This window comes from Methylobacterium sp. 391_Methyba4 (assembly GCF_029691625.1).
Classification (GTDB): domain Bacteria; phylum Pseudomonadota; class Alphaproteobacteria; order Rhizobiales; family Beijerinckiaceae; genus Methylobacterium; species Methylobacterium fujisawaense.
The window spans coordinates 1,728,405-1,745,794 of record NZ_CP121475.1; the positions used below are offsets into that span (position 1 = coordinate 1,728,405).

The window sequence follows — 17,390 nt, forward strand, 5'->3', positions numbered from 1 at the left end:
TGACGGATGGGGCCGCCCGGCGTTCAGACCTTTCGTGCGGGCGCGGCCCGGAGGCCCCGGGGCGCCGCCGTGAACGGCCCCCCGCCTCAACCGTCAGTTCATCGAGGCCCGGAGCGGCGCAGGAGCGAGCGGATGGACAGGCAGACCGGCCAGGCGGCGATGGCGGACGAGGCGGCGATCGCGGACACGGGCGCGGACACGACCGCGGACGCGGCCGGGGATTGGACCCTGGCACCGGTGGTGGTGGCCTTCGACCGGGCCGGGCACGGCGCCTTCTGGCCGGCCGGCCGGGCGCTGCCCGCCGGCTGGAGCCGGGCATACGGCCCCTGCGGGATCGCGGCGGCGCGGGACTGGATCGCCGATCCGGCGCACGCGCCCGAAGCCGTCCCCCTGTCGGAGCCAGCCCCCGACGCCGACCGCGAGAGCGTCCCGGCCCGGCTCGCCCGCCTCGCCGCGGCCGAGCCCGGGCGGCCGGCGGTGGTGTTCGGGAACCGGACGCTCACCCGGGGCGAGCTCGACACCCGGGCCTGCGCCCTCGCGGCCGGGCTCGCGGCCCGCGGGATCGGGCGCGGGGACCGCGTCGCGGTGGCGCTGGAGCGGTCGCCGGAGATGATCGTGGCGCTGCTCGGGGTTCTGCGGGCCGGCGCGGCCTTCCTGCCCCTCGATCCCGCATACCCCGCCGCCCGGGTGCAGCTGATGCTGGCGGATGCCGGCATCGCGCATTGCGTCACGACGCCGGCGATCGCCGCGCGCCTGGAGCTTCCGGCGGGCCTCGCCCGGCTCGATCCAGCCGCCCTGGAAGCCGACCGAGCCGCCGCCGCCCCGGTGATGCCGGAGCCGGGGGATGCCGCCTACCTGATCTACACGTCGGGCTCCACCGGCATGCCGAAGGGCGTGCTCGTGGAACACGGCCCGCTCGCCATGCACTGCCGGACCACGGCCGCGGCCTACGCGATGGACGCGGAGTCGCGCGAGCTCCATGTCCTGTCCTTCGCGTTCGACGGCGCCCACGAGCGCTGGATGACGCCCCTCGTGGCCGGCGGCTGCATCGTGCTGCGCGGCCCCGACCTCTGGACCGCCGCCGAGACCCTGGCGCAGATCCGCCGGCACCGGGTGACCCATGCGGGCTTCCCCACGAGCTTCATCGGCCAGCTCGCCGACTGGGCCGAGCGCCTGGGCGAGGCCCCTTCGGTCCAGGTCTACTCCTTCGGCGGGGAGGGGATGCCCCGGGAGACCTTCGCGCGGCTCGGACGCGCCCTGAAGCCCCGGCTGCTGATCAACGGCTACGGCCCGACCGAATGCGTGATCTCGCCGCTGATCTGGGCGGTGCCGCCGGACGCGACCTTCGACGAGCCCTACGCGCCGATCGGCGGCCCGGTGGGCGCGCGGGCGGCCTACGTGCTGGGGCCCGATCTCGAACCCGTGGGCGCGGGGGAAACCGGCGAGCTCTACATCGGCGGCGGCCTCGCCCGGGGCTATTGGGCGCGTCCGGCGCTCACCGCCGAGCGGTTCCTGCCGGACCCCTTCGCCGCGGGCGGCGGCCGGATGTACCGAACCGGCGACCGCGTGCGGCGCCGCCCCGACGGCAGCCTCGCCTTCGCCGGACGGGCGGACGATCAGGTCAAGATCCGCGGCCACCGGATCGAGATCGGCGAGGTCGAGGCGGCCCTGCGGGGGCTGCCGGGCGTCGCGGAGGCCGTGGTCCTGCGCCGGGAGGGCCCGGCCGGTGCCTATCTCGCGGGCTACGTCGTGCCGTCACGCGGGCGCCGCCCGGAGCCCGGCCGCCTGCGCGCCGGCCTCGCCCGCACCCTGCCGGAGCCCATGGTGCCGGCGAGCCTGACCCTCCTCGACCGGCTTCCGGTGACCGCCAACGGCAAGCTCGACCGCCACGCCCTGCCGGACCCCGCCGCCGACGACCGGCGCGGGCGGCCCCCCGGCTCCGCCACGGAGCGGCGGCTCGCCGGGATCTGGTCCGAGGTCCTGGGCTTTCCGGTCCGGGTGGCGGACCGGCGCTTCTTCGAACTCGGCGGCGATTCCCTGTCGGCCCTGCGGCTGGTGGCGCGCCTGCGCCTCATCGCGCCCCGGGGCGGGATCGGCGTGGCGGACCTCCTGCGCGATCCCACCATCGGGGAGCTGGCGGCGCGGATCGATGCCGGATCGGAGGCCGCCGACGAGGGCCTCGCCCCCACGGTCCGGCTGTCCGCCGGGCGGCCGGAGAGCGACCGGCCGGTGCTGGTGCTGTTCCCGGGACTCCTGGTGAGCACCCGGGAATACGAGCCCCTGGTGGCCCATCTCGGTCCCGGGCAGGAGGCGCACGGCTTCCTGTGCGCCTCCCTGGTGGAGGCGGTCCGGCCGCTGCCGGCGGTGGCCGACCTCGCCGACGCCTATGCCGAGCGGGTGCGCGGCCTGATGCGCGGCCGCGCCGGCACGTGCGTCTTCCTGGGCTGGTCCTGGGGCGGAGTGCTGGCCTACGAGACCGCCCGCCGGCTCGGCCCCGGCTTCCCCCTGGCGTGCGTCGGCATGCTCGATGCCTGCGGCCTGGAGGCCAATTTCGCCCCCGGCGCCGGCCGGCCGATCGCGCCCGAGGAGCGGGCGGCCCACGAATCGCTGGTCGGCGCCTGGCTCGAGCGCTCGCCGATGCGTGCGCATTGGGCGGCTCTGCGCGCCCGCATGGACCCGGAGGCCGACCTGCAGTTCCTGCGCTTCCTGGCCGCCGAGCCGCAGCCCCTGCCGACCGACGGACCCGAGGTCGGAAGCCGGGAGCGGATGCTCTGGACGCTGGTCGACCACGCCATTCAGTTCCGCGGCCTCCAGCTGGAACCCGCCGCGGTGCCGGTCCACAGCTTCGTGGCGGCGGAGTCCCTGACCCGCGGCCTGCCGGTGATCGACTGGTCCCCGCTCACCAGCCGGCTTCTCGCGGTGGAGACCGTACCGGAAACCGATCATCTCGACATCGTCCTGTCGCCGTATCTCCACGACCGGATCGCCGCGCTGATGGCGCCCGGTGCCGGGGCATGGGGCCGGGCCGCGCGGACCGTCGCCGGGACTGCCGCCGGAGCCGCCGCCGGGACCGCCGCATGACTCCGCGGGATCCCGATCTGACCTTCGAGGCCCTGCGCGACGCCCATGTGGCCGCGCTCACCGGCTCCCTGATCGACGGCGTCGAGCACGGCCCCGGGGGGGCGGGTTACGTCTGGTCGCGGAGCATTCCGGACCCGACCCTGAACTTCGCCTTCGGGGTGCATCGGCCCGACCAGTTCGCCTGGGCGGGGGCCGCGGCCCTCGGGCGTGCCCGGGCGCCGGCCTTCCTGGCCCGGGACGACGCGGAGGTGGCGCTGCTGCGCGATCTGTTCGAGCCGGCGGCGCTCTACCCGGCGAGCTGGATGGTGGCGTGGCCGCGGCCGTCGTCGTCCGCGGCGGGTGGCGCGATCACCGTGCAGGCGGCGCCCGCACCGGGGCCGGATTTCGAGCGGGTCTTCGCTCACCTGTCCGACGACCCGGGCGTGCGGACGCATCTGCGCCGCTTCTATATCCCGGCCCTGCGCGCGGCCCGGAGCAGGACCGGACTCGCGCCGTTGCACCTCGTCCTGCGCGACGCCACCGGTCCGGCGGCCTGCGCGAGCCTTTACCTGCGCGGCGACAGGGCGGGGCTGTACAATGTCAGCACGCGGGCCGACCGGCAGCGTCGCGGCCTGGGCACCGCCGTGACCGTCGCGGCCCTGCGCGAGGCGCGGGTCCGCGGGGCCACCCAGGTCTTCCTGCAATGCCCGGCCGGCGGCGCGGTCGAGGCGCTCTACGTCCGGGCGGGCTTCCGGACGGTCTGCGCGCCCACCCTGCTGTGCACGAGCCCGCCTTGATCGGGATCCGTTCAGAACGGCTCCGCGCCATACCCGTCGGGCGTGAGGCTGAAGACGAACCCGATCTCCGCCTCCGCGTCGCCCAGGACCAGCGCGCTGACCGGCCCGGCGACGACCTTGCCCTCGCCCTCCGCCCAGGCGTCGTACCGTCCGCGGGACTCGAGGGCCGCCAGCGCCGCGAGGGTGCGCCGCGCCGCCCGGGGCTGCCGGACGCCGTTCTCGTCGCGCCACGCCGCCGCGTCGGCGGGCCAGACCCGGCGCGGCAGGGACGGCCTGTCGCCGCGCGAGGGCGGGCGCATGGCCGCGACCCGGAGCGCGCGGATCCTCACGGCCGGCCGACCCAGGCCGCGCGCAGGACCCGCAGGGGCGCCGTCGCGGCAGGCGCGGTCGCGACGGGCGTCGGGCGGGGCCCGGGACAGGGCACATCCGGGCGGAGCGGCCGCCCGGCCGGAGGGACCATGCCCGCCACCGCGCGGGAGAGCGCCGCGGCCAGGGGCGCGTAATCGGCCAGATGCACGCCGTCCCGGTGGAGACCGGGGCCGGCGAGCCCCCCGGTGCCGGCGCGCCACGCCGCGAACGGGTCGAAGAAGGTGTGGCCCCCCTCGGCACACAGCCTCCCCAAGCGGTCCGAAAAGACCGCGACGGCGGCGGGATCCCGGCCGGTCGCCCCGATTCCGACCGGCGGTACGGCGGCGACGAACACCTGTGCCGACCACGCCTCCAGACTGCGCAGGATGCGCCGGACATCGGCCTCGAACCGGTCGACCACGCGGGCCCGCTCGGGATGCCGCCAGCGCTGGAGGTCGTTGGTGCCGATGATCAGCACCGCGGCCGCGCAGCGGGCCGGAACGCGCAGCTCCGCGAGATGGCGGCCGCAATCGGCCGCGGTGCTGCCGCCGACGGCGATGTTGATGCAGGCCCGGCCGCCGAGATCCGGCGTTCCGACGAACTCCGCGTGGGAGTTGCCGGCCAGCAGCACGCTGTCCGGCGCGGCCGCCCGCAGGGCCGCGCGGATGCCGGGACGCCGGTCGGCGAACCGGCGCCCGACGATCCGCCCATGCCGCCAGTGCCGGGCGGCGGTCTCGATCCAGGGGACGTCCATGACTGTCCTGATCAGGCGTGAGGGCTCGGCCGCTCCCGGATGGCCGGGACCGGAGAATGACGGGTGCGGCCCGCGACAGAACCGTCACGACCGCACGACTCGGCCGCACCATGACTTGGCCGTTCCCTGACATGGACACGGCATGACTTGGCGACCGGGCACCGAAGCGCGGGAAACACGGGGACATCCGATCCGCGACCGCAGATCGTCTTCGCATGTTTTATGTGGGAAAAATTCACACGTCAATCGGCCAGCGGAACGGATCGGTCCCGGATCCGAACGGGGACGACTTCCGGCCGCTGCGGCGCCGCGCTAGGTCGGTGGCCGCGGGGCGCCGTCGGTCGCCCGGAACCGTCGGGGGGCCAGGATGGCCAGCGAGATGATCAGGGATCGGGTCTTCATCGTCACGGGCGCGGGCTCCGGCCTCGGGGAGGCGACGGCGCGGGGCCTCGCGGCGGCGGGGGCCCGGGTTGTCGTGGCCGACATCGCCCGGGAGGCCGGCGCCCGGGTGGCGGCGGATCTCGGGACGCAGGCGCGCTTCGTCGAGACGGACGTCACCCGCGAGGCCGATGGCGCGGCGGCGGTCCGGACGGCGCTGGACGCCTTCGGGCACCTCCACGGGCTCGTGAACTGCGCCGGCATCGCGCCGGGGGAGAAGGTGGTCGGCCGCGACGGGCCGCACCGGCTCGAGACCTTCGCGCGGGCGGTCTCGGTCAACCTCGTCGGCACCTTCAACATGATCCGGCTGGCGGCCGACGCCATCGCCCGGGAGGCGCCGGACGCGGCGGGCGCCCGGGGCGTGATCGTCAACACCGCCTCGATCGCGGCCTTCGACGGCCAGATCGGGCAGGCCGCCTACGCGGCCTCGAAGGGCGGCGTGGTCGCCATGACGCTGCCCCTCGCCCGGGAACTCGCCCGGCACGGCATCCGGGTGGTGACCATCGCGCCGGGCATCTTCGAGACCCCGATGATGGCGGGGCTGCCCCAGGACGTGCAGGACACCCTCGGCCAGAGCGTGCCCTTCCCGCCGCGCCTCGGCCGCCCGTCGGAATACGCGGACCTCGTCCGCCACATCTGCGAGAACCCGATGCTGAACGGCGAGACGATCCGCCTCGACGGGGCGCTGCGGATGCCGCCGCGCTGACGGCTCAGCCGATCGACACGCTGGTCAGAACCGCGGCGGCCCGGCGGACCTCGGCGGCGATCATCTCCTCGCTCGGACCGTCGATCGGCATATCCGACAGGATCGCCGCCACGTCGCGCTTCACGTCCTCGCGGATCTCCGGGTTCTCCTCGGAGAGCCGCCCGATCAGGACGCCGAGCACGATCTCCAGGGCGGACAGCTTGGCGTGCAGGCGCGTGAAATCGTCCAGCGGCTCGGGCTCGTGCGCGGTCATGGCCTGCTCCATCCGTGAGGGCTCCGCCGTCGCCGAGGGGCACGCCGGATCGTCAGCGTCTCATACAGGGGCCCCGGCCGCCCGTCTCGCGGGGCGCCCGGCCGCGCTCCGGGGCGACGGCGGCAGAATTTTTTCCGGGCGCGGGCAACCGGATTTCCGGACCCGACGTTTCACGCTCCCGTGAACGAGCCCGCAAAGGGACTACCCGCCATGATCACCCGCCTCACCGCTGCCGCTGGCCTGCTCGCCCTCTCCGCCAGCTTCGCCGTGGCCCAGACCCCCACCGCGACCCCCGCCGAACCCGCCACCAAGGCCGACAGCAACCTGAAGGAGTGGCAGGTCGCCAAGGTCGCCAAGGTCGGCCTCGCCCAGGCGCTCGCCACCGCCGAGTCGCAGGGCGACGAGAAGGGCGGCCGCGCCATCGACGCCGACTTCGAGAAGGCCGACAGCAAGGATCCGGCCCACTACGCGATCAAGGTCGTCTACCCGAGCGGCAAGCTGGTCGAATACGGCATCAACGCCGATACCGGCGCCCTCTACAAGACCGAGAACCAGCCGATCGAGCGCTACTTCACCCGGCTGAAGGCCTCCGACTTCCAGAACGCCAAGACCTCGCTGAAGGACGCGCTCGCCATCGCCGAGCAGAAGGCCGGCGGCGGCAAGGCCTACGAGGCCGAGGTCGAGAAGGACGGTTCCGCGGTCCAGTACGAGATCAAGGTCGCCGGCGCCGACAAGGAGCAGGAGATCAAGGTCGGGCCGGACGGCAAGGTCCTGAACTGAGGCGCCGGGCTGCGGCGCAGGCCGCCGCAGCCCGCCCCGTCCTCGCGCGGGGCGCGCGGCAATCCGGGGGACGCCCGGCCGATCCAGGCCGCGCTGCCCCGAAGCGCTTCATGCGCGAGGACGGCTCGGCCGGAGCGGCCGCTGCAACCTGTCGCCCCGCGGCGAGCGGACCCGAACCACCGTCTCGTCCATTCCGTTCGTAAGCGGCGGCCGGAGCGGCCGCGGACGGGAAGGGCAGGATGGACGCACGCGCGCTGGACGAGGGTCATCTCGGACGGGCCCATACCCGGGTCGAGGGCCCCGACAAGGTCACGGGCCGGGCCCTCTACAGCTCCGACCGCATTGGCCCGGAGACCGCCACGGCCCACGCCGCCCTGGTGACCAGCACCATCGCCCGGGGCCGCATCACCGGCTTCGACCTCGAAGCCGCCGGGCGGGTGCCGGGTCTCCTGGGGATCTTCACCCACCGGGATTTCGCGGGCGCGGTGGCGCCGGTGAAGCACCTGATGGCCGGCGGCTTCGCCAACAGCTCGCACCGCCCCCTCGACTCCGACGCGGTCGCCTATGCCGGCCAGATCGTGGCGCTGGTCGTGGCGGAGACGCAGGAAGCGGCCGCGGCGGCGGCGGGCGCGGTCCGGGTCGCCTACGCGGCCGAGCCCGCCGCCGGCGGCTTCGATGCGCCCGGCGCCGAGACCGTGCGGCTGGCCGACCTGAAGCCCCATCACGAGGACATCGCCCGCGGTGATGCCGAAGCCGCCCTGCATACGGCGGCCGTCCGGATCGAGGCGCGCTACGAGACGCCGGTCCAGCACCACAACCCGATCGAGCTGTTCACCACCCGGGCCGCCTGGGACGGCGACAGGCTCACGGTGCACGAGCCGACCCGCTACGTCGGCGCGGTCCAGCACGGACTCGCCGCGCAGCTCGGCCTCGATCCCGCGCAGGTGCGGGTCGTGGCGGGCCTGATCGGCGGCCATTTCGGCTCGAAATTCGCGCTGTCGCAGCACACGGCGCTCGTCGCCCTGGCGGCCAAGCGCCTCGGCCGGCCGGTTTCCCTGGTCCCGAGCCGGCGGCAATGCTTCACCATCGCCAATTACCGGCCGGAATCCCGCCACCGTATCCGGCTCGGCGCCGACCGGACGGGCCGCTTCACCGCCCTGGTCCACGAAGCCGACACCGTGACCTCGCGCTTCGATCCCTTCGTCATGGAGGGCGCGGAGGTGACCGCGAGCCTCTACGCCTGCCCGAACATCCGGACCGAGGAGCGGGCCGTGCGGGTCGACCGCAACACGCCGGGGCCGATGCGGGCGCCCCCGGAGGTCCCGTTCCTGTTCGCCCTGGAGAGCGCCGTCGACGAGATGGCGGCGGCGCTCGGCATGGACCCGATCGAGTTGCGCCGGCTCAACGACACGGCGGTGGATCCGGTCAGCGGAAAGCCGTTCTCGACCCGGCCGCTGATGGCCTGCTTCGATGCGGGCGCCAAGGCCTTCGGCTGGTCGCGCCGGGTGCCGCGTCCGGGTTCGATGCGCGACGGTCCCTGGCGGGTGGGTCTCGGCTGCGCCACCTCGGTGCGGCCGGTGAAGATCGCCGCCGCGACGATGCGGGTCCGGCTGGGCCCGGACGGGTCCGCGGAGGTGGCCTGCGCGCACCACGAGATCGGCAACGGCATCACCACGCTGCTCGCCATGGGTGCCGCGGACGGGCTCGGGGTGCCGGTGGAGCGGGTCACGGTCCGGCTCGGCGACACGGAGCTGCCGGCCGCGGGCATCTCGGGCGGATCGAGCACGACCACCAGCCTGATGAACGCCCTGGCATTGGGCTGCGGGCAGATCCGCGAGACCCTCGCGCAGGCCGCGACCGGGCAGGGCGGCCGCCTCGCCGGCCATGATCCGGGGACGCTGCGCCTCGCGGACGGGCGGCTCGTGGCCCCGGACGGGGCCGGGATCGCGCTGGCCGAGGCGGTCGGACCGGCGGGCGTGGAGACCGTCGCGGCGTTCGTGCCCGAAGGCGGCGACCGCGAGACGGCGCTCGCGGGCCTGCGGCAGGGCCATATCGGGCTCAGCCTGGGCGGGGGCGGGAAAGCCGTGTCCTGGGGCTTCGGCGCGCAGTTCGCGGAGATCCACGTCCATGCCGAGACCGGGGAGATCCGGGTGGCCCGGCTCACCGGCGCCTTCGCGGCGGGGCGCATCCTCAACCCGCTGACCGCGCGGAGCCAGCTCACGGGCGGGATGATCTGGGGCCTCGGCTCGGCGCTGCTCGAAGAGACGGTGCTCGACGGTGCCGCCTACCGCAACCCGGATCTGGCCGAATACCTCGTCCCCACGGCGGCCGACGCGCCGGAGGTCGAGGCGCTGCTGCTACCCGATCCCGACGACCGGGTGGACGCGCTGGGCCTGAAGGGTCTGGGCGAACTCGGCATCATCGGGGTGAACGCCGCCATCGCCAACGCCGTCCACCACGCCACCGGCCGCCGCATCCGCAGCCTGCCGATCCGGCTGGAGGACGTGGCGTAACGCCGGCCGCTTCTCCCTCCCCCTCTGCGGGGGAGGGAGGGCGCGCCATTCTGCGACCCGCTCTACTCCATCGTCGGCGCGAGCTTCTTCACGCTTGCCACGTCCTCGCCCAGCCATGCCGCGTTCTTGGCGGTGCCGTCGAAGGTCGCGCTCGTCTTGAACAGCTCGTACTTGCCCTCCAGCGCATAGGGCTTCGACCGCGACAGCAGCTCGGCCACCGCCGCCTTGTCCATCGGCTTGAAGGTCTTCACCGCCTCGAAGGCCTGGTCGAGGTCGCGCTGGTTCTGGATGCCCGTGATCACCACCGAGACCGGCAGGTTCAACGAGAAGTGCAGGTACTCGATCGGCTTGATCGGCGCGTCCGCCTTCAGGATCACCCCGTCGCCAAAAGTCTTCATGGCGAGCGGCGCGATGCCGTTCTGCACGAGATAGGGCAGGACGAGGTGGCTGAACGAGCGGAAATGCGCGTCCATCACGTTGACGGGCATCTGCACGGAATCGAAGTGGAAGCCGCGCTCGGCGGCGACCTCCAGCATCTGCAGGTGGATGCGCGGGTCCTTGTGGCCGGTGAAGCCGATGTAGCGCAGCTTGCCGGCCTTCTTGGCCTCCAGGAAGCCTTCCATCGCCCCGCCCTCGGCGAAGACCCGGTCCGGGTCGTCGAAGCGCAGGATCTCGTGGTGCTGGACGAGGTCGATCCGGTCGGTGCGCAGGCGCAGGAGCGACTGGTCGATCTGCTTGATCGCCTCCTCCTTGGTCCGCCCGTCCATCTTGGACATCAGGAAGACCTTGTCGCGATAGCCGCCCTGGGCGAGGGCCGCGCCCATGCGCAGCTCGGAGCGCCCGTCGTTGTAGTCCCAACAATTGTCCATGAAGGTGATGCCGCGGTCGATCCCGGCATGGATCAGCCGCGTCGCCTCGTCGTCGGTCACGGCCTTCTTGCCGAGGTGGAACCCGCCCATGCCGATCGCCGAGATCTTCTCCGACGTCTTCCCGAAGGTCCGGTAGAGCATCTCGCCCCGGCGCTCGCCGGGATCGGTGACGAAGGGCAGGTCCGCCGGGTCCTGCGGGCGGTTGCCCGGGAGCACGGGGGCGTTCACGGCCGCACCTGCGCTGCCGGCGCCAGCCAAGCCCGCGCCGAGCACGGCGCCCTGTAGGAAGCTGCGGCGTTCCATCGGCTGTCTCCGTTCGTGAGTGTCCGGGTGAGGAGAGGTAATGCGTCGGGCCGGCTCATCGTTCGGTCTCCGCGGCGAGGCGTCCTGCCGCGTGGAGCAGGCGCAGGGCGGCGCAGGCGGCGCCGTAGCCGTTGTCGATGTTGACCACCGTGATGCCGGGGGCGCAGCTCGCCAGCACCGCGTCGAGGGCGGCGCGGCCGCCCGCGGCGACGCCGTAGCCCACGGAGGTCGGGACCGCGATCACCGCGCCGGCCACGAGGCCGCCGACGACGCTGGGCAGCGCCGCATCCATGCCGGCGGCGACGATCACCACCGGATGCGCGCGGATCTCCTCGATCCGCGTGGTCAGCCGCCACAGGCCGGCGACGCCGACATCGGCGAAGAGCGCGGCGGCACGGCCGGCATAGGCCAGCACCCGCAGGGCCTCGCGGGCGACGGGCACGTCCGAGGTGCCGGCCGCCACCACGGCGACCCGGGCCGGGCCCGTGATCCGGGGCGCCTCGCCGAACACCGCCGTCCGGGAGACCGGGCAATAGTCGAGGCGGGCCGCCGCATCGAGCCGGTCGCGCTTCTCCGGATCGAGGCGGGTGAGGAGGAGCGAGGCGCCCCGGGCGCGGGCGGACTCCAGGATCGCGTCGATCTGCTCAGGGCTCTTGCCGGCGCAGAAGATCGCCTCCTCCAGCCCGATCCGCTCCGACCGGGCGAAGTCGAGGGTGAATTCTTCCGCGACGCTCACGAACGGGCCTCCCCCTGCTGCACCAGGAAGGCGCTGCCGACCCGGTAGGGCGCGAACCGAACCGGGCCGGCGAGACGCGCCGGTGCGATGTCCCGGATCCCGGCCCCGAGTTCGGCGCGGCTGTCCGCGTCGAGGGCCGCCAGGCTCCCGGGATCGAGTTCCACCACCACGCCCTCGGCGCGCACCCGGCAGCGGACCGCCCGCTTGGCGCCGGTCCCCGCAGCGAGGGCGCCCCCCACCAGCCGCTCGACGGCGTGGATGAAGCCCAGCGTCTCCGGCTCGATCGGGATGCCGGTCTCGACCCGGCTCGACAGGCACGGGGCCGCCGGCAGCTCCGCCACGGCGCCGAGGCCGAGGTCGCGGGCGAGCGCCCGCACGGAAGCCTTGTCGAACCCCGCCTCCACGTAGGGGTGGCGCACGCCGTGCTCCCGGGCGGCGTCGAGGCCGGGGCGGTACTCGCCGAGGTCGTCGCGGTTGGCGCCCGAGAGGATCTGCCGGTCGGTCACCCGCCGGACCGCCCCGTACAGGTTGGTCTTGCAGAAGAAGCAGCGGTTGACCGGGTTGGCCCGGTAGGCCGGGTCGGCGAACTCGCCGGCCTCGATCACCCGCAGGGTCCAGCCCTCGCGGGCGCCCTCGGCGCGGACCCGCGCGGTCGCCTCCTCCGGCACGGCCGGCGAGACCGCGTGCACCACCAGGGTCGTGCCCGGCGCCAGCCGGTGGGCGAGGGTGGCGAGGGTCAGGCTGTCGACCCCGCCGCTCACCGCCACGGCGACGGGGCCGAGTCCCGCCAGGACGGCTTCGAGTTTCTGGCGCGTCACCGCTCCTCCTCCGGCACAGTCAGGGCGAGGCGCTCGGCCTCGCGGCGCAAGCGCGCCCGTGCGGCGTGACCCGCGTGGTCGCGGGCATCGTCGGCCTCGGCTTTGGCGGTGCGCCCGCCGGGGCGGTCCACGACCTTCACCCGGACGGGTCGGCCCGCATGATCCACCGTGCGGGCCTCGCGGTCGAGCACCGCCCCCTCGACCCGATGGTAGCGCAGGCCGATCGTGGTGGTCTCCCGGAAGCAGGCCGCGATCGCCGCCTCCAGGCTCTCCGGGCGGACCAGAACCTGGATCCGGGCCATCATCCGGCCCTTCTTGCCGAGGACCGGCGCCTGCACGACGTCCAGGATTCCGGGCTCACCCCGCAGCCGGTCGAGGCCCATGGCGAGATCCTCGCCGGACTGGTCGTCGATCTCGAAGGCGATCACCGCGAGGTCCCGCCGGCCGGGACGGGCGGCCGCCTCATCCAGCACCAGGACGCGCAGGCAGTTGCTCAGGCCCGGCAGGACCTTGGTGCCGAACCCGATGCCGGTGCGCCCGAGAATGCCCCGCGGACGGCCCCGCCCGGGGTCTTCGCCGCAGAGATGGCGCAGGATCGCCGCGCCGGTGGGGGTGACGCGCTCGCCGGGCACGCCGTCGTCGAGGGTCGAGAAGCCCTCGAGGAGCAGCGTCGTGGCGGGGGCCGGGACGGGGAGGGGACCGTGCTGGGTCCGCACCCGGCCGGAGCCCAGCGGCAGGGCCGAAACGCTCCAGCTCCGCACCCCCAGCGCGGCGATCAGGTGGGCGGCGGCGACGATGTCGGCGATGGAATCGAAGGCGCCGACCTCGTGGAACGCCACCGCCTCGACCGCGATGCCGTGGACCCGGGCCTCGGCCGCGGCGAGGTGGCCGAAGATGGCGAGGGCCTGCGCCCGGACCGCCGGCGCGAGATCCGCCGCCTCCAGCGCGGCGCGGATCTCCGACCAGGGCCGGTGTCCGTGACCGTGACCCTGATCGTGGCCATCGCCGTGACCGTGGCCGTCATCATGGGCGTGATCGTGGGCGTGATCGTGATCGTGGGGATGCGGATGGTCGTGGCGTGCCGGGTGGTCGTGTCGGTGCGGCGCGGGTCCGGGCTCCACCCCGGGGGCCGAAACGGCGAAGCGCGCGCCGCTGAGGATCCCGTCATTGTGCGCCCGGACCGCGCAGGCGATGCGCCCGTCGACCGCCCGGATGCTGGCGGAGACGCCGGCCTGATGCTCAGGGAAGGCGTCCAGCAGGGCGGCAGCGAACATGTCGCCGGCCACGCCGCCGAGCGCGTCGAGGTGGATGTGCATCGTGTGTCGCGCGGGCCCGTGCCGGGAGGGAGGTCCGCCTCAGATCGGCCGCGGCGGTTCCGCGGCAAGGTTCGGCCGGCCTGCGGGGCCGCGGCGTATCGCCCGCGCCGGTCAGGAGAGCTGCAGATAGGCCGGATCGAACAGCCCCCGCTCCATCAACCCGTCGAGGTCGCGGATCGTCAGGCGCCGGCTGCGCAGGGCGACGAGGCCGCTGATGCGCAGCTCCTTCAGGGTGCGGTTGATGTGTACGCTCGTCTGGCCGAGGGCATCGGCGAGATCGGGCTGGGTCACCGGCATCGGCAGCGTCATCCCGTCCGCGAGGCCGACGCGTGTCAGCCGCAGGTGCAGCTCGCAGAACAGGTGCGCCAGCCGCTCGATCGCCGAGCGCCGGCCGACGCTGGCGATCCACTCCCGGTGGAGGGCCGTGGTGGCGAGCATCTCCCGCCACAGGCATTCCTCCACGGCCGGCCGGCCGCGGATCGCGTCGCCGAGCTGGTCCGGCGCGATCCGGGCGACGGTGACGGAGGTCAGCGCACCGATGGCGTGGTCCATGTGCGCCCGGCGGAAGACGAACGGATCGCACAGGTCGCCCGGCAGGAGCAGCGCGACGATCGCCCGCCGCCCGTCCGGAAACTGCTTGTACCGGCAGGCCCAGCCGTCGAGGATGAGGTGCGTGTGGGACGGGTCGCTCTGCTGCCCTTCGATATCCTGACGGGCCGCGACATGGCGGACGTGCTGGCGCCCCAGCCCGTCGAGGACCGCGCGGTCCTCGGGTGCGAGCCGGACGTGCCGCTCCATCTTCCGCACGAACGGGTTCTCCACGTCCCCCTCCGGTCAGATCACCGCGACACCGGCGTGTCGGCGACCCTCGGGAGGGAGACGGGCCCGACCGGAGATTCGGCCGCATCGCGGCCAAGTGCACGGGACCGGGGGACGTCGCGCGCGTCCGAAGCGTCCCGCACGACGGTGCCGCCGGGGGTATCGGTGAAATAATGGGACAAGGATATTTCTATCGGCAGGGACCAAACCGTCATCCGAACATCGAAGTCCGGATCATCTTGATCGGCTTGTGCCTGCAGCAGAAAAACGTGCGCCAACCTGTGTTAAGTCGTCGTTCCCGGGCTTGAGGACGGGGGACGCGTCGATCCGGTGCGCCCACGCAGGTTGTTCGCGCAGATCGTACGCGCGGGTCGCTCGGAAAGACCGTTCGCGCCGGACCGGGTGCGGCGCTAGTCCGCGGCGGCGCCCACCGTATCGGCCATGCGTGCCCGGCGCGTGCCCAGGGGCTGGGGCGCGCCGACGGTGGTGTCCTCGGCGGTCTGGTGCTCCATCTCGGCGTTCACCTGGGCGCCGGCCAGCATGATCATGGTCGAGAGCCAGATCCATGTCATGAACCCGACCGCCGCACCGAGGGAGCCGTAGGTCTTGTTGTAGCTGCCGAAATGGGCGACGTACCAAGAGAACAGCACCGATGCGCCGAGCCACAGCACAGCCGCCAGGGCGCCCCCGGGCGTGACCCAGCGCCAGCGCGGCGCGTCCCGGCTCGGCCCGTAGCGGTAGAGCAGGGCGAGCCCGAGCAGGACTGCCAGGAGCAGAACCGGCCACCGCAGCAGCGACAGCCACCACGCATCCGCGCCGAGCCCGACAGACGCGAGAATCACCGGCACCGCCACCACCGCGGCCAGCGCCAGGACGAGGAACAGCAGCGCGCCCGCCGTGAAGGCGAGGGAGACCAAGTTGAGCACGAAGAAGTTGCGCTTCTCGCGCTCGTTGTAGACGAGGTTGAGGGCGTCGAAGACGTGCTTCACCCCGCCATTGGCGCTCCACACCGACAGGACGACGCCGAACACCAGGCTGAGCCCGAGGGTGCTGTTGCCCTCCGCGTTCAGCCGCTTCACCTGGTCGCCGACGATCTCCAGGGCGCCCTGGGGCAGGATACCCTGGAGGCTGGCGAGCTGGTCGTTGATGGTCGCCGCATCCGCCACGAGGCCGTAGCAGGAGACCAGGGCCGCCACCGCGGGGAAGATCGCCAGGAGCGTGAAGAAGGTGACGCCGGCCGCGATCAGCGACAGGCGGTTCTCGCCGATGTCGTGATAGGCCCGCAGCGCGATGTCCTTCCAACCCTTGGCGGGGATCTCGGCCGGCGTCGAGGCCCCCCGCCCGCGATCGGCCTGGGTCCGGGCGACAGCCTGCGCCTCCTGGCCCGCGTGCGAGGGCGACGTCCGGCGCGCCCCGTCCCGCCCGGCGGAGCGGTCTCCGGAGTGGTCGGCGGGGCGTGGGGCCGGCGGCCCCGTCCGGCGCGGAAGGGCGACGAGGCCGATCAGCGCGGTGGCGAGGGCGAGCGTCCAGACCGTCGAGGCGCTCCCCTCCGGAGCGGAACCCGCGGTGCGGGCTGGATCGGGGGCTGGCATCGGTGACCTCGGCGGGGTTCGGGCGGACGTGTCGGCGCAGGCCGGTCGGCCGCACATGACGGCGCACCCGACCGGCTGCAGCTGCGAAGGCAAACACCGCGGCGCGGGCAAGGGTTCGCCGTCCAGTTGCAATACGACGGCAACGCGGGACGCAGGGCCTGATCGGCGCGCCTGAGCGGCGGGTCGGCGGTCGTGACCGGCACCTCGGGCGGCATCGGCCGGCCCGTCCCGACGGCGCTGCGCGCCGGCGCGGCCCCGCGGCCGAGCCCCCTTCGGGAAAAGCGCTAACCCATGTTGCGGCATGGGCGGCCCGGGCACGCCACAAACAGTCCCATGGGCGCAACCGGCCCACTCGCCGACGACCGGACCGTATGCCCGACACCGAAGGCTCATCGCTCCTCGATCCCGTGACGGATCGTGCAGAGGAGGCCGGGGCGGAGACCCGCCACGGCCTGCCGGAGGCCGTGCGGGCCCATCTCGGCACCCTGCTCGGCCGCGCCTACGACCGGATCGGCCTCGGGTCGGAGCCCGCCTCGGACCCCTTCGCCGACCTGCTGGCGCGCCTGGAGACGGCCCTCGCGCAGGCCGAGGGCGAGCGGGACAAGCTGTTCCGGGCGGGTCTGCTGGAGGTGGTGCCGGCGCTGCACCGATTCGCGGTCTCGCTGACCCGCGACCCGGCTGCGGCGGACGATCTCGTCCAGGACACCCTGCTGCGCGGCTGGCGCGGCCGCGGCGGCTTCACCCCCGGCACCAATCTGGAGGCGTGGCTGTTCACGATCCTCCGGAACGTCTTCTACAGCCAGCACCGCAAGCAGGGCCGCGAGGTCGCCGACACCGACGGCACCTATGCCGAGCGGCTGACCAGCATTCCCGAGCAGGGGGGCCATCTCGATCTTCAGGACGTGCGCGCCGCCCTCGACCGCCTCGCCCCGGTGATGCGGGAGGCGCTGGTTCTCGTGGCGATCGAGAACCTGAGCTATGACGAGGCCGCCGCCGTGATGAACTGCCGGATCGGGACCGTGAAGAGCCGCGTCTGGCGCGCCCGCGAACAGCTCGCGCGGATGCTCGGATACAGTGGAGCCGAGATCGGCAGCGACGGGGTCATGCTGTCGGTGACCGGCAGCTCGGCCTGATCGGGACGATTCTCCAGGTCGAATAAGCCAATTCGACACTCAGACCGCCGTATTCGGCAGGAAATTTGACTTAGGTGAAAGCGTCCGGGCCGGCGCCTGGGCGATATGAAGCGGGTTGGGTCGATCCGTCGACTCGGCTCGGCTCCCATCGGTGT

Annotated in this window: 15 protein-coding genes; 6 read left to right on the forward strand and 9 right to left on the reverse strand. The window is 73.8% G+C overall.

Features of this window, described 5'->3' with window-relative positions:
- The first annotated feature begins 132 nt into the window (after positions 1–132).
- On the forward strand, positions 133–3,081 hold the full coding sequence (locus tag P9K36_RS08180) for an amino acid adenylation domain-containing protein (protein ID WP_278306877.1): 2,949 nt from the start codon (positions 133–135) through the stop codon (positions 3,079–3,081).
- A complete protein-coding gene (locus P9K36_RS08185) occupies positions 3,078–3,857 on the forward strand; it encodes a GNAT family N-acetyltransferase (protein ID WP_278306878.1) in 780 nt (259 codons plus the stop codon). Before P9K36_RS08180 ends, P9K36_RS08185 begins: the two co-directional genes overlap by 4 nt.
- An 11-nt stretch (positions 3,858–3,868) precedes the next feature.
- Here P9K36_RS08185 and P9K36_RS08190 read toward each other — a convergent pair whose 3' ends face one another.
- A complete protein-coding gene (locus tag P9K36_RS08190) occupies positions 3,869–4,156 on the reverse strand; it encodes a hypothetical protein (protein WP_244538853.1) in 288 nt (95 codons plus the stop codon).
- A gap of 26 nt (positions 4,157–4,182) precedes the next feature.
- Complete coding sequence (locus P9K36_RS08195; RefSeq protein WP_278306879.1) at positions 4,183–4,959, reverse strand: SGNH/GDSL hydrolase family protein; 777 nt, start codon at positions 4,957–4,959, stop codon at positions 4,183–4,185.
- 379 nt (positions 4,960–5,338) lie between these two features.
- Here P9K36_RS08195 and P9K36_RS08200 point away from each other — a divergent pair, with 379 nt between their 5' ends.
- The gene (locus P9K36_RS08200; RefSeq protein ID WP_236952901.1) at positions 5,339–6,103 is read left to right on the forward strand and encodes a 3-hydroxyacyl-CoA dehydrogenase; all 765 of its coding nucleotides are present in this window, start codon (positions 5,339–5,341) and stop codon (positions 6,101–6,103) included.
- 4 nt (positions 6,104–6,107) lie between these two features.
- Here P9K36_RS08200 and P9K36_RS08205 read toward each other — a convergent pair whose 3' ends face one another.
- Positions 6,108–6,356 carry a hypothetical protein gene (locus P9K36_RS08205; RefSeq protein WP_043355542.1) on the reverse strand — a complete coding sequence of 83 codons (249 nt, stop codon included), beginning with the start codon at positions 6,354–6,356 and terminating at the stop codon, positions 6,108–6,110.
- A gap of 210 nt (positions 6,357–6,566) precedes the next feature.
- Here P9K36_RS08205 and P9K36_RS08210 point away from each other — a divergent pair, with 210 nt between their 5' ends.
- Both P9K36_RS08210 and P9K36_RS08215 read left to right on the forward strand, forming a co-directional pair.
- A complete protein-coding gene (locus P9K36_RS08210) occupies positions 6,567–7,136 on the forward strand; it encodes a PepSY domain-containing protein (RefSeq protein WP_043382364.1) in 570 nt (189 codons plus the stop codon).
- A 239-nt stretch (positions 7,137–7,375) separates the two neighbouring features.
- A complete protein-coding gene (locus tag P9K36_RS08215; RefSeq protein ID WP_278306880.1) occupies positions 7,376–9,649 on the forward strand; it encodes a xanthine dehydrogenase family protein molybdopterin-binding subunit in 2,274 nt (757 codons plus the stop codon).
- Positions 9,650–9,711: 62 nt separating this feature from the next.
- On the opposite strand, the gene P9K36_RS08220 is transcribed toward P9K36_RS08215, so the two are convergent.
- From P9K36_RS08220 to P9K36_RS08245, 6 genes are all read right to left on the reverse strand, one after another.
- Positions 9,712–10,821, reverse strand: coding sequence for an aldo/keto reductase (locus P9K36_RS08220; protein WP_053609750.1), 1,110 nt, complete (start codon positions 10,819–10,821; stop codon positions 9,712–9,714).
- A gap of 55 nt (positions 10,822–10,876) precedes the next feature.
- A complete protein-coding gene (gene larB, locus P9K36_RS08225; RefSeq protein WP_043355532.1) occupies positions 10,877–11,557 on the reverse strand; it encodes a nickel pincer cofactor biosynthesis protein LarB in 681 nt (226 codons plus the stop codon).
- Complete coding sequence (locus P9K36_RS08230) at positions 11,554–12,375, reverse strand: adenine nucleotide alpha hydrolase (protein WP_278306881.1); 822 nt, start codon at positions 12,373–12,375, stop codon at positions 11,554–11,556. Before P9K36_RS08230 ends, larB begins: the two co-directional genes overlap by 4 nt.
- Positions 12,372–13,691 (reverse strand): LarC family nickel insertion protein, encoded by a 1,320-nt coding sequence (locus tag P9K36_RS08235; protein WP_278306882.1) that lies wholly within the window; start codon positions 13,689–13,691, stop codon positions 12,372–12,374. Before P9K36_RS08235 ends, P9K36_RS08230 begins: the two co-directional genes overlap by 4 nt.
- A 111-nt stretch (positions 13,692–13,802) precedes the next feature.
- On the reverse strand, positions 13,803–14,513 hold the full coding sequence (locus P9K36_RS08240) for a Crp/Fnr family transcriptional regulator (RefSeq protein WP_043355518.1): 711 nt from the start codon (positions 14,511–14,513) through the stop codon (positions 13,803–13,805).
- A 407-nt stretch (positions 14,514–14,920) separates the two neighbouring features.
- A complete protein-coding gene (locus P9K36_RS08245; RefSeq protein ID WP_091994787.1) occupies positions 14,921–16,102 on the reverse strand; it encodes a YihY/virulence factor BrkB family protein in 1,182 nt (393 codons plus the stop codon).
- 371 nt (positions 16,103–16,473) lie between these two features.
- On the opposite strand from P9K36_RS08245, the gene P9K36_RS08250 reads away from it, so the two are divergent.
- The gene (locus tag P9K36_RS08250; protein ID WP_043382349.1) at positions 16,474–17,235 is read left to right on the forward strand and encodes a sigma-70 family RNA polymerase sigma factor; all 762 of its coding nucleotides are present in this window, start codon (positions 16,474–16,476) and stop codon (positions 17,233–17,235) included.
- Positions 17,236–17,390: the final 155 nt, after the last annotated feature.